Origin of the sequence: Streptomyces sp. P9-A2 (assembly GCF_036634175.1) — a bacterium.
Classification (GTDB): Bacteria; Actinomycetota; Actinomycetes; order Streptomycetales; family Streptomycetaceae; genus Streptomyces; species Streptomyces pratens.
In genome coordinates this window covers 815,610-827,818 of sequence record NZ_JAZIFX010000001.1, presented here as the reverse complement: position 1 = coordinate 827,818, position 12,209 = coordinate 815,610, and the positions used below count along the sequence as shown (strand labels likewise).

The 12,209-nt window shown below is 73.6% G+C and carries 9 protein-coding genes; 3 read left to right on the top strand and 6 right to left on the bottom strand.

Annotated elements, in window-relative coordinates; genetic code table 11:
- Positions 1–97 precede the first annotated feature (97 nt).
- Positions 98–937, bottom strand: a complete 840-nt coding sequence (locus tag V4Y04_RS03640) for a DeoR/GlpR family DNA-binding transcription regulator (protein WP_332425796.1) — start codon at positions 935–937, stop codon at positions 98–100.
- 288 nt (positions 938–1,225) lie between these two features.
- On the opposite strand from V4Y04_RS03640, the gene V4Y04_RS03635 reads away from it, so the two are divergent.
- Entirely contained in the window at positions 1,226–3,604 is a 2,379-nt protein-coding gene (locus tag V4Y04_RS03635) for a hypothetical protein (RefSeq protein WP_443079941.1), read from the top strand.
- Positions 3,605–3,638: 34 nt separating this feature from the next.
- Here V4Y04_RS03635 and V4Y04_RS03630 read toward each other — a convergent pair whose 3' ends face one another.
- From V4Y04_RS03630 to V4Y04_RS03615, 4 genes are all read right to left on the bottom strand, one after another.
- Positions 3,639–6,071 (bottom strand): right-handed parallel beta-helix repeat-containing protein, encoded by a 2,433-nt coding sequence (locus V4Y04_RS03630; RefSeq protein WP_332425794.1) that lies wholly within the window; start codon positions 6,069–6,071, stop codon positions 3,639–3,641.
- Positions 6,072–6,178: 107 nt separating this feature from the next.
- Positions 6,179–6,784, bottom strand: coding sequence for an Rv1733c family protein (locus V4Y04_RS03625; protein WP_332425793.1), 606 nt, complete (start codon positions 6,782–6,784; stop codon positions 6,179–6,181).
- A 281-nt stretch (positions 6,785–7,065) separates the two neighbouring features.
- Entirely contained in the window at positions 7,066–7,896 is an 831-nt protein-coding gene (locus tag V4Y04_RS03620; protein WP_332425792.1) for an MOSC domain-containing protein, read from the bottom strand.
- A 117-nt stretch (positions 7,897–8,013) separates the two neighbouring features.
- A complete protein-coding gene (locus V4Y04_RS03615) occupies positions 8,014–8,445 on the bottom strand; it encodes a DUF6643 family protein (RefSeq protein WP_332425790.1) in 432 nt (143 codons plus the stop codon).
- 292 nt (positions 8,446–8,737) lie between these two features.
- Here V4Y04_RS03615 and V4Y04_RS03610 point away from each other — a divergent pair, with 292 nt between their 5' ends.
- On the top strand, positions 8,738–10,027 hold the full coding sequence (locus tag V4Y04_RS03610; protein WP_332432694.1) for a TerD family protein: 1,290 nt from the start codon (positions 8,738–8,740) through the stop codon (positions 10,025–10,027).
- 83 nt (positions 10,028–10,110) lie between these two features.
- Here the strand turns inward: V4Y04_RS03610 and V4Y04_RS03605 are convergent, their stop codons facing one another.
- Positions 10,111–11,286, bottom strand: a complete 1,176-nt coding sequence (locus V4Y04_RS03605; RefSeq protein ID WP_332425787.1) for a glycosyltransferase — start codon at positions 11,284–11,286, stop codon at positions 10,111–10,113.
- Between the two features lie 57 nt (positions 11,287–11,343).
- Here V4Y04_RS03605 and V4Y04_RS03600 point away from each other — a divergent pair, with 57 nt between their 5' ends.
- The gene (locus tag V4Y04_RS03600; protein ID WP_332425786.1) at positions 11,344–12,129 is read left to right on the top strand and encodes a glutamate racemase; all 786 of its coding nucleotides are present in this window, start codon (positions 11,344–11,346) and stop codon (positions 12,127–12,129) included.
- Positions 12,130–12,209: the final 80 nt, after the last annotated feature.

Here is a 12,209-nt window from a genome sequence, read left to right as displayed (position 1 = left end):
GCACGGTCGCCGTCAGCCCGTGGTGTCGGGTGACTTCCGGCCGAAGAGCCGGAGGGCGGAGGGACCGGGGGCCGGGAACCGAGTTCCTGCGGCCCGGTCAGACGTCCGAGGGTTCCGCCGGTTCCTCGGGCTCGCCCGCCACGACCAGCCGCGGCAGATGCTCGGAGATCTCGTCGCGGGCCTCGGCCGGCAGTCCGGAGTCCGTCACCAGCGTGTCCACCTGGTCCAGGGACGCGAAGGAACTCAGGCCCACCGTGCCCCACTTGGTGTGGTCGGCCACCACGACCACCCGTCGCGCAGACTGCATCAGACGCCGGTTCGTCTCGGCCTCGGCGAGGTTGGGCGTCGACAGCCCGGCCTCGATCGATATCCCGTGCACGCCGAGGAACAGCAGATCGAAGTGGAGCGCCGCGATCGCCTGGTCCGCCACCGGCCCCACCAGTGAGTCGGACGGCGTGCGCACACCGCCGGTCAGGACGACCGTGGCCGCACCCTGGCGGGGGTCCGAGGTGCGCTGGGCCGCGTGGAAGACGTCCGCCACCCGCACCGAGTTGGTGACCACGGTGAGGTCGGGCACGTCGAGCAGCCGGCCGGCCAGCGCGTACGTCGTCGTACCGCCCGAGAGGGCGATCGCCGCGCCCGGCGGGACCAGTTCGGCCGCCGCTCGCGCGATGTCCTCCTTCGCGCTCAGCTCCAGACCGGACTTGGCTTCGAAGCCGGGCTCATGGGTGCTGGCCTCGACCAGCGGGACCGCGCCGCCGTGCACCTTCTCCAGCACGCCCTGCCGGGCGAGTGCGTCGAGGTCGCGGCGGACCGTCATGTCCGACACGCCGAGCTTACGGGTCAGTTCGTTGACCCGGACTCCGCCGCGGCGCCGGACCTCGTCGAGGATCAGGGTGCGCCGCTGCTCCGCGAGGAGGTTCTGATTCTCGCTCACGTACGCTCCGGTCCTTTCGCAGCCAAGCCGTCCGACACGCCCCGCGCACCCGGTCCGACTGGCACGTTCCTCCCGCCGCCGGTGCGTCGGCGTCCCATCCTCGCATGCCGGGGCAAGGGCGGCGCACCCAGCTTTCGTCGCGAACATGTCATGGTTGTCCCGTGGGTCGTCCGTTCGTCACCCGGATCGGGGAGATTCCGTGAGGAGAGGTGTCAGCCGCTCCGGCGGGGGGATCCTGTTGCCCGCACGGACGGATCCGACGGCGTGTCACGGGGGAAGTGCGAAGCAGTGGAACATACGCGGGAAGACAGACCGGCCGAGCGGGCCGAGACCACGGACGGCCCCGCCGAGCGGCCGGAGGACTCGGGGACCGCCCTGGAACTCCTGGTCCACGGAGTGGGCGGCGCCACCCCGCAGGACATGCTGAACGATCCGCGCACCGTGCGGATCGCCGGCGACGACGTCGCCGCCATATTCCGGCGCGCCGACGACGTCCGCGCGGAGCGCCCGCCCGCCGGCCACCGGCACGGACCGGTCCCCGAGGCCTACGTCTGGTGCAACCTCACCTCCGGGAACGGCACCCGCGCCCTGTGGCTGTTGCTGCTGCCCTTCATGGTGGTCAACCTCGCCCACTGGATGCGCCCGGCGGCCCGAGGCCGCAGACGCCTCACCCGGCTGTACGGACTGCTGGTGCGGCTGGCCGGACTGAGCCTGACGGTGCTGCTCGTCGCGGCGGCGTGCGAGGTCGCCCTCGACCTGTCGGCCTGGCAGTGCGCGGGCACGCGGGCGTGCGCCGACCGGCACTCCTGGCTCGGCTTCCTCTCCCCCGAGGCATCGGACGACGGCTGGTGGAGCGAGCCGGGGCGCCGGCTCGGCCTCGCCGCCCTGGTGCCCACCGCCCTGACCGGGCTGCTGTGGTATCTGTCCCTGCGCACCTGGAGCGCGTACGAGTCCCAGCAGCCGATGACCCACGAGACCGAGCCCGAGGACGGCGGCCCCACCGCCCTGAGCCGACCCGGTTTCTGGTACGGCCGTCGCCTGGTCGCCCGGCTCCGTGCCGCGCACACCGCCGCCGGACTGCTCACCGTCGCCTTCGCCCTCGCCCTGGCGGCCGCCCGGCACGACCGAGCACCGGGCGGATCCGCGGCACTGGCGCTCCTCGGCCCCCTCGTGCAAGCGGCCCTGTTCGCCGCCGCGGCCGTCGTGGTGTGGGTGGTCTGCCGCCGCGGCCGCACCGACCGCCGTCTCGACGACGCCCTCGACGCACACCTGCTGCGCCTGCTGCCCCTGGCCGCGCTCCTCCTGCTCGCCCTCACCCTGGTGTACGCCGGATGGCGCCGCCCCGGCTGGGACTCGGCGGGCCGGCTCCCCGGCGACATGGCCTTCGGCGCGACCGCCCTCGTCCAGGGCCTGCTCGTGATCGTCCTCGCCGGTGTCGCCCACGCCCTGCATCGCAGCGCCCCCGACCGGCGCGCCGCCATGCGGGGCCTGGCCGGACCGGCCGTCGTGATGCTGGCCTGCGCGCTGGGCGGCGTGATGTCCGGCGGCGTGGCCCAGCGCGTCTCCGACTGGCTGGACGGCACCGGGACGTCGATCCCCGGGCCGCCGGTGGTCCTGACCTGGCAGGCGGCCGTGATCCCGCCGCTGCTCGTCCTGCTTCTCGGGCTCTGCTGCTGGCTGGCCCGGCGGGCCTGGAACATCGCCCGCGACGAGCGTACCGCCGTGGCACGCGAGTTCCCGGGCGAAACCGGTGACCCCGCCCGCACCCGGCGGATCGCCAACGCACGCGCCATGGCCTCCCTCACCGACCGGGGACCCCGCATCCTCGCCGTCACCTCCGCCGCCACCCTGCTGCTGGGGGCGGGCGCCCTCATCGGCGCGCTGGCCACCGACCGCACGCCGGGCGAGGCCGCACAGGGAACCTACGCCGTCGTCCACGGCGCCGCCGAAACGGCGCAGGCCCTGGGCTCCTGGCTGATCGGACTCGGCTTCATACTGTTCGTCACCTGGGGCCGGCGCGCCTACAAGGACGCCTCCGCGCGGCGCACGATCGGCATTCTGTGGGACGTCGGCACCTTCTGGCCCCGTGCCGCCCACCCCTTCGCCCCGCCCTGCTACGCCGAACGCGCCGTGCCCGACCTGACCTGGCGGATCGAGACCTGGACGCGGGCCACCGGCGGACGCCTGGTGCTCTCCGGCCACTCCCAGGGCAGCGTCCTCGCCGCCGCCGCGGCCTGGCAGCTCACCCCGTCCACCCGGAGGCGCGTCGCCCTGCTCACCTACGGCTCCCCGCTGGAGCGGCTGTACGGCCGCTGGTTCCCCGCCCACTTCGGACCGGACGCGCTCGGCGCGCTGCACCAGGACGTCGACTGCTGGCGCAACCTCCACCGCCGCACCGACCCCATCGGCGGCCCGGTGCGGCTGCCCGGCGACTGCGGCCCCGAGGTGGACCGCCCCCCGCTCAAGGACCCACTGGCGTACGGCCGCACCGGGAGCCACCCACTGCCCGCCCCGATCCTCGGCCACTCCGACTACCAGGCGGACCCAGCCTTCGCCGAGGAACGCCGACGGCTGCTCGCCCGGCTGCGACCGGACGTCCCGGCACCGCGCCGCACGGGAGACCTCGACGACGGCGCCCGCACCGGCACGGAGGCGCCCACCGCGTGAGAGGCGAGTCGCGACGCGTGCGGTGCCCTCCGGATCAGGGCAGCTCGGGGAGGTCCTCGGCGAAGAGCAGGGTCAGGTCGTCCGTGTTCGGCTCCGGCAGCTGGGCGACCCGGCTCGCGTGCCGCTCCACCATCGCCTCGAACGTCTGCCGCGCCGTACGGCCGTTGCCGAAGGCGGGGCCCCTGGGCATCTCCGTGAAGTACTTCAGCAGGCCTTCCGAGGCACCCGGCGCCAGCCGGTACTCGTGCTCCTCGGCCTGCTGCTCCACGATCCGCAACAGCTCACCGGCCCCGTAGTCGCCGAAGGTGATGGTCCGTGAGAAACGGGACGCCACACCCGGGTTGACGGACAGGAACCGCTCCATCTCGGCCGTGTACCCCGCGACGATCACCACGACCGCGTCCCGGTGGTCCTCCATCAGCTTCACGAGCGTGTCGATGGCCTCCTTGCCGAAGTCGCGCCCGGAGTCCTCGGGGGAGAGCGCGTACGCCTCGTCGATGAACAGCACACCGCCGCGCGCCTTCTCGAACGCCTCCTGGGTACGGATCGCCGTCGAGCCGATGTGCTCGCCGACCAGATCGACGCGCGAGACCTCGACCAGATGCCCCTTCTCCAGCACGTCGAGGGAGGCGAGGATCTCGCCGTACAGCCGCGCGACCGTGGTCTTGCCGGTGCCCGGGGAACCCGTGAAGACCAGGTGACGCTTGACGGACGCGGCCTTCAGCCCCGCCTGCTGCCGGCGCCGGCCCACCTCGATCATGTCGGTGAGGGCCCGTACCTCCCGCTTGACGCTCTCCAGGCCCACCAGCGCGTCGAGTTCGCCGAGCACGGTCCTCGACGGGCGCAGCTCCTTCTCGGGCCCGGGGGCCGGTCCGGGCGGGGCCGGTTCGGCGGACTGCCCGGGGACGGTGCCGAGGAGGCCGGGGGAGTGCTCCGTGGTCTGCACGGCAGGCGCCGGTGCCGACGGTGACGCGAGGCTGCCGCTCTCGTCGCTGCTGCAGTCCTCCACCACCGGGCCCCCCGTGCCGGGAGCCGCGCCGCTCTCGGCGAACTCGTACCCACCGCGCGCGCAGCGTTCCGTGCGGCACTTGCGCAGCGTCGTCCGGCTGCCGTCTATCACGTGGAAGCCGTAGCCTCCGCTGCCTGTGACCCGGCAATCGAGGAAGCTGCCGCGACCGCCGGCCGAGACGTAGACACCGGCCTCGGCGGGGGAGTCGATGGTGCAGCGCTCCACGGTCGGGTCGGCGCCCTTGGTGACGATCACACCGGTCTGCATCCCGTCCAGGGTGCAGTTGTTGAGGGTGCCGCCGCTGCCGTGGTCCCGGAACCAGGCGCCCGTGGCCGCCTCCCGGATCCGGCAGTCGTCGAGCTGGGCGGTGGCGCCGTCGCTCACCGACACGGCGGTGTTGCGCACCTGCGACAGATCACTGTCGACCACGTCCACGCGCGAACCGCGGTCGAGGACGAACAGGGCGTCCGGCACGTCGTGCACCCGGCAGGAGTCCAGGACGGCGGTGGCGCCGTCGCTCACCCACACCGCCGGGTAGTCACCGGTGCTGTCGAAGATCTCGCACTGATGGGCGTCCACGCGGGTGCCCGGGTCCCACACCGACAGGCCGTTGCGGCCGAACTGCCGCACAGTGGTACGGGTCATGGTGAGCACGGAGCGGGACCGCAGGTCGACCGCGTTCTCCGGGATGTCGTGGATACGGCAGTCGGCCAGCGTCAGCACGGCGTCGGTGTCGAGCGTGACCCCGTCGCCGGTGGTGCGGTGCACATCGCAGTCGGTGAGGTGCGCGGTCGCCCGGCCGGTCACCTGGACACCGCTGCCCCGCACCTCGTAGACCTCGCAGCCCACCGCCTCGAGCGCCGAGTTCTCCCCGGTCGCGGTCAGGCCCGAGCCGGCGGCATGGTGCACGCGGCAGCGCTCGAAGCGGGGACGGGCGCCCCCGCGTACCGCGACGCCCGCCTGCCCGGCGGCGACGACCTCGCACTCCTCGAACACACCGCCCCCGTCGTCGAGCACGGCTATGCCGATCCCCGCCGGATTGTCGACCGTGCACCGGCGGACCGTCGGCCGGGCGCCGCCGCGCACCTCGATGCCGGCCGCGGACCGGGTGACCACTCGTATGTCCCGCAGTTCCGGGGTGCCGTCCTCGACCAGCAGGGCGGGCGCCGCCGCGTCCTGCCCCTCCACGTGCAGGTCCTGGACCACCGCCGAAGCGCGTACGGTCAGCGGAACCCCGTCCAGGGGTGCGATGCGCACCGAGCCGGGCGAGCCCTCGGGACCGCGCAGGGTCACCGCCCGCTCCACGACGAGATTCTCCCGGTAGGTGCCCGGAGCGACGGTGAGGACGTCGCCTTCGGCCGCGGCCTCCAGGGCCGCGGCGAGCGACGCGTACTCACCTGTGCGGCGCCGCCACCGCGATGTGCCGGTGTGCGTCACCTGGACCGTGCCCTGTGCCATGGCGTAGCTGTGCCCCCACCTCGTCGTACGCGGGTTTTCGTCGATTCCTTCGGCCGGACCACCGTAGCGTGCGCACGGCCGCCGGATTGACCAGAGGCGGAAGGCGGTCAGCTTCCGGTGCCGGTCCTGCCCCAGTCGGGGCCCGCTTTGTCCCATGCCCGGTCCAGGGCGGCGTACCGGTGCCGGACCATGCGCCGGACCGTCAGCCGTCGTGCGCCCTCGATCAGGGCCGCCGTCAACAGGGCCGCGCCGAAGCCCGCGAGCACGGCGTGCGTCGTCGCCGTCGCGGTGTCCATCGGGCGGGCCGTCGTGCGGCCCCCGCCGTCGGTCCACAGGGGGAAGTGCCCGCCCGGGCGCGGGTCCTTCAGACGCATCAGCACCGGGCGTTGGTGCCCGGTGCCGTCCGGGGCGGTCCAGCGGGCCATGACCCGGGTGCGCAGGGCCTGGCCGGACGAACCCTCCGGGTCGAGCTCCGGGCGGGCGGGCTCGAGAACCCGCACCACCGTGGCCCGTACCTGGTGTCGCGCCTTGTGCTGTTCGCGCACGGCATGCTGAAGGGCGTCCTCGGTGGCGTTCCCGGCGAGGACACCGGCGAGCGGAGCGGCGACGAGGACGAGCAGCAGCGCCATGAGCGCCAGCCGGCCCTCGGCCAGGTCGGTCGGGCGGCACAGCGGATTGTGCCGCCAGCGCCAGAGCCCGCTGATCACCCGCACCGGCCGCACCCCCTTCCCCTCCATCCGTAATAACGCCGCAGCGGAGCCGTTCCCCCGAGAATCCGCCGAAGAGAGAGGGACGTCACCCCGAGGCCCTCTCATCGGCTTCTCGGAAAGGCCGACGGGCGGGCCCGGAACGCGGTTCCCGCGCCCGCTCGGGGAAGCCGGGCGGGAACGGAGGAGAGCCGACACGGCGTCCGCCGGGCGAGGCGGTGCGCACGAGCACCGGGACGGACCCCTGGTACGGGAGCCGTACGGCGGGCGGGTCCGCATCGTATTTGTCAGGCGAGGACCGTGACCGGGTCGCCGACCCGGACCGTACCGGGCGCGAGGGGCACCAGGTTCTGCCCGAACACCAGCCGGTCGCCGAACCGGCGGTGTCTGCCGAGCGAATGCAGGGGTTCCCGGCCGCGCTCGGCGGTGTGCTGGTCGGTGGTCGTCACCACGCACCGGCCGCTGGGCTTGGCGACGCGGAAGGAGACCTCGCCGACCGTGACGCGTGACCAGGTGTCCTCGGCCCAGGCGTTGGTGCCCTCGACGACCAGGTTCGGCCGGAAGCGGTTCATGGGCAGGGGCCCTTCCTCCGCGTGAGCACCCCCGGCGACCAGGGCGTTGAGCGCGTCGAGGGACGCGGTCGTGGTGAGCAGCAGGGGATAGCCGTCGGCGAGGCTGACCGTCTCGCCCGGCAGGGCGAACCCGGGATCGACCGGCCGGCGCGTGGCGGGCTCGTCCAGGTGCACCAGACGTACGTCGGCGCCGAGGAAGGCGCTGCACCAGGCGTGCACGGCGTCGTCCTCGGCCGGCACCACGTCGATCTTGTCGCGGAAGATCTCCACCCGCTCGGTGCGGCCGCCCGGCGCGGGCACGGACACGGTCACCGGGGCCCCGCCGGGAGCGGACAGCCGTAGGCCGCCGCCGGGCAACAACTCGGCAGCGGCCAGTGCGAGGCGCGGATGCCCGCGTTGGGTGACGACCCTCCCCCCGTCGTCGATCAGCATCCAGCGCCGGTCTCCGGTCGGCCCCCAGGGCTCCACGACGACCTCCCGGAGAGGCAGGCTCCGGAAGGCCTTGACCGGATGTACGTGAATCGAGTGCAGCAACGCGTTCCCCATGGAGCCATCGTGTCAGCCGGCGACGACGGCTCCATGGGTCTGCGGCCCGCGGGACGGCTCAGGGCCCGGGGCGCACCGCCCGGAACGGCTCAGTACCCGGTGAGTGTCGGGGACTGCTCAGTACCCGCGGTACTGCTGGTTGTTGTACGGGTCCTGGTACGGAGCCGGCGCCGGGCGCGGGGCCGCGGGGCGCATGGCCTCGTAGCCCGCGCCGGGAGCGGCCGGACGCGGCTGCTGCGGCTGGGACCCGGGGTAACCGCGCGGCGTGGTGGCCTGCTGCGGAATGTACGGCGCGTGCGCCTGCTGGAGCGGGGCCGGCTGCTGCGCCTGCGGATAACCGTAGAGGGGCTGGGAGGGGGCCGCCGGGAGCGCGGGCAACGCCGACGGGAGCGCGGGCAGATGACTGCTCGGCACGTCGTAGACGGAGGGGACCCGGATCGGGGCGATCTGCGGGGTGCCCCGCTCGGCCACGAGGGAGTCGTAGATCGGGGTGTCCGGGAAGGAGGCGGAGTAGTAGCCGCCGCCATAAGTGGAGCGGGGGGAGGTCATGGCCATAAGTTAAGCCCACGATGTGCTGGTTGGGGAGAGCGATAAGAGGGTTGTTTTCCGTGTCCGACGCACCCTGGGATAGCCAATTCGGGCGAAGTTGGATGAAACGGCTGTACTCCCTGGTGGTCATCTGATAAAAGCCGGATTTCGGCAGGGGGTGCCCGGGGTGATCGGCCTCTCCGCGCACGCCCTGTGGGAGTTCCCGCGCGCGGGTATTAGGTTGTGCGGGCAGGGCATGACGCATGCCGGGCATCGCCTGGCGAGGTGACACGTGATGGGGGTGGACATGTCAATGTCGAAGGGGTCGAACACACCGGTGCCGACCACGGCACTCCGGGTGGAGCTGGGATGGCGCACCGGCCCCGGAGTCCCCGACGCGGACGCCTCCGCGCTCCTGCTGGCCGGCGGCAAGGTCCGCTCCGACGGCGACTTCGTCTTCTACAACCAGCCTGCCCACTCCTCCGGAGCCGTCCGGCACGAGGGCAAGCGGAACGCGGGCGGGCAGGTCACCGACACCGTCCTCGTCGACCTGGCGCGCGTGGAGCCCGGCATCGAGACGGTGATCCTCGCGGCCTCCTCCGACGGCGGCACCTTCGGCCGGATCCCGGGCCTGTACATCGAGATCAAGGACGCCGCGCAGGGCACCGTCGCGGCCCGCTTCGACAGCACGGACGCGACCAGCGAGAGCGCCTTCGTGCTCGGCGAGTTCTACCGCCGCCAGGGCGCCTGGAAGTTCCGCGCCGTCGGACAGGGCTACAGCAGCGGACTCGAGGGACTGGCCACCGAATACGGCATCACCGTGGACGAGCCGCAGCACACCGTTCCCGCCTCCCCGGCGACGGCTCCGCCGGCCGCCCCCGCACCCCCGGTCGCCACGCCGACGCCCCCGGTGGCCCGGCCGGCCGCCCCGCCCCCGTCTGCCGCGTCTCCCGCCGCGTCGCCGGTCCGGCTCACCAAGGTGACGCTCACCAAGGCCGCGCCCTCCGTCTCACTGACCAAACAAGGGGGAACCTCGGGCGCCCTCCGGGTGAACCTCAACTGGCAGGTGCGCAAACAGTTCTCCGGCTGGGCGGGCAAGCTGGGCCGTCCGGTCGCCATGCACGCCGACCTCGACCTCGACCTGTGCGCCCTGTTCGAACTCAGCGACGGCAGCAAGGGAGTCGTCCAGGCCCTCGGGAACGCGTACGGGGCACTGCAGCGGCCCCCCTTCATCCACCTCGACGGCGACGACCGCACCGGCGCCGTGGACTCCGGCGAGAACCTCACCATCAGCCTCGACCACCAGCAGTACTTCCGCCGCATCCTCGTCTTCGTCACCATCTACGAGGGCGCCCGCTCCTTCGCCGACCTGCACGCCACGGTCACGCTCCAGCCGCAGCACGGCGCCCCGATCGACTTCTCGCTCGACGAGTGCACCGTTCCCTCGACGGTGTGCGCCCTCGCCCTCATCACCAACACCGGCGGCGACCTCGTCGTCCAGCGCGAGGCCCGCTACCTGGTGCCCGAGCGGGGCGTCAGCCCGCAGCGCACCGTCGACCGCGCCTACGGCTGGGGAATGAACTGGACCCCCGGCCGCAAGTGACCTCTGGCCACGCGCGGCTCCGGCAGCACGCGCCCCCCGATCGCCATGACGCCTGACGGGCCGCCGGTTCAGCCCTCGGCGGTTCAGCCCTCGTCGGGCACGGCGCCCGGACGCGGGTAGGTGCGGCCCTTCCAGGCCGCCCCCCGCCCGCGGTAGTGCTGCACCGCCGAATCGAGCGTCATCAGGAGGTACAGGAACGCGGTGAGCGGCAACAGGGGAGCGAGCCACAACGGCTGCCGGTAATAGCGCAGCATCGGGACGTACGTCCCCGTCATGACCAGCCAGGCCGCCGCACCGGCGGCCACGGCCGGCGTATCCCCCGCCGCCAGTCCCGCGACCACCGCCACCGGCGGTACCAGGTACACCAGCCCAAGACCCGCGACCGTACCCGCCAGCAGCACCGGACTGTGCCGCAACTGCGCGTACGCGCAGCGCGACACCATGCGCCGCAGGTCGGCCGGCCGCGGGTACGGGCGCACACTGTCCACCCCGTCCGCCAGACCCAGCCAGACCCGGCCGCCGCCGGCCTTGACCGCCCGCGCGAGCGCCACGTCGTCGATGACGGCCTGCCGGATGGAGTCCGGGATCCGCGCCCGCTCGGCCGCCTCCGCGCGCAGCAGCACACAGCCCCCGGCCGCCGCGGCCGTCCGCGATCCGTTCCGCCCGATCCGGCGGAACGGATACAACTGCGCGAAGAAGTACACGAACGCCGGTACGACCATCCGCTCCCAGACGCTCTCCACACGCAGCCGCGCCATCTGCGAGACGACGTCGAACCCTCCGGTGCGGGCCGCCGCGACCAGCCGCCGCAGACTGTCGGGCGCGTGCGCGATGTCGGCGTCCGTGAGCAGCAGGTACTCGGGCGCACACGCGCGTGCCAGGCCGATGCCGTGCCGCACCGCCCAGAGCTTGCCGGTCCAGCCGGCCGGCGGCTCACCGGGCGAACCCACGGTCAGCGGCAGCCCGCCGTGCCGGTCCGCCAGTTCACGCGCGAGCCGCCCGGTGCCGTCCGTACTGCCGTCGTCGACGAGGAAGACCTCCGCCCGCCCGGGATAGTCCTGGGCGAGCAGCGACGGCAGGCTCACCGGCAGCACCGCCGCCTCGTCCCGCGCGGGGACGACCACGCTCACCGCCGGCCACGGCTCCGGCTCCCGCCGGGGCGGGAGCCGGACGTCCGTACGCCAGAAGAAGCCCTGGCCGAACAGCAGCCACAGCCAGACGACGAGGGACACGACGGCGGTCCACACAAGGGCGCTCACGTGCGCAGTCTGCCCCGGACGAGCGGCCGGACACGGCCCATCGACTATTGTGACCGGGTGAAGATCGCGCTCATGGACTCCGGAATCGGCCTGCTGGCGGCCACCGCAGCGGTACGGCACCTCCGCCCCGACGCCGATCTCGTCCTCTCCCTCGACCCCGACGGCATGCCCTGGGGACCCAGGACCCCACAGGACCTCACCGCCCGCGCCCTCGCCGTCGCCGAAGCGGCTGCCGCGCACCGGCCCGACGCCCTGATTGTCGGCTGCAACACCGCGACCGTGCACGCGCTCACCGCCCTGCGCGCCCGCCTCGAACCGGCCCTGCCCGTCGTCGGCACCGTCCCGGCGATCAAACCGGCGGCGGCCGGAGGCGGACCGCTGGCGATCTGGGCGACTCCGGCCACGACCGGCAGCCCGTACCAGCGGAACCTCATACAGGACTTCGCCGGCGGCGTCGACGTCGTCGAGGTGCCGTGCTGGGGACTCGCGGAGGCCGTGGAACGCGCGGACGAGAGCGCGATCGCCGCCGCCGTCGTCGCCGCCGCCGAACTCACCCCGGACGATGTGACGACCGTCGTCCTGGGCTGCACCCATTACGAACTGGTCGCCGAACACATCCGGGCCGCCGTGCAGCGCCCCGGCCTGCCGCCGCTCGTCCTGCACGGCTCCGCCGGAGCGGTCGCCGCCCAGACCATGCGCCGCCTCGGTGAGCAACCCGCACCCGAGGCCCCGGCGACCGGCACCCTCACCGTGCTGCTGAGCGGCCGTGAGGGCGCGCTGCCCCCGCCCGCCCTCGCCTACGCGGAAGGCAGGCTTCTCCAGCAGGTCACCCCCACGGGGTGAGCCCCGGCCACCAGCACCCCGGCCACCCGCACCCCGGCTCCTGGCACACCCGGTCGGCGCAGTGGCGCCGGGCACCGCGG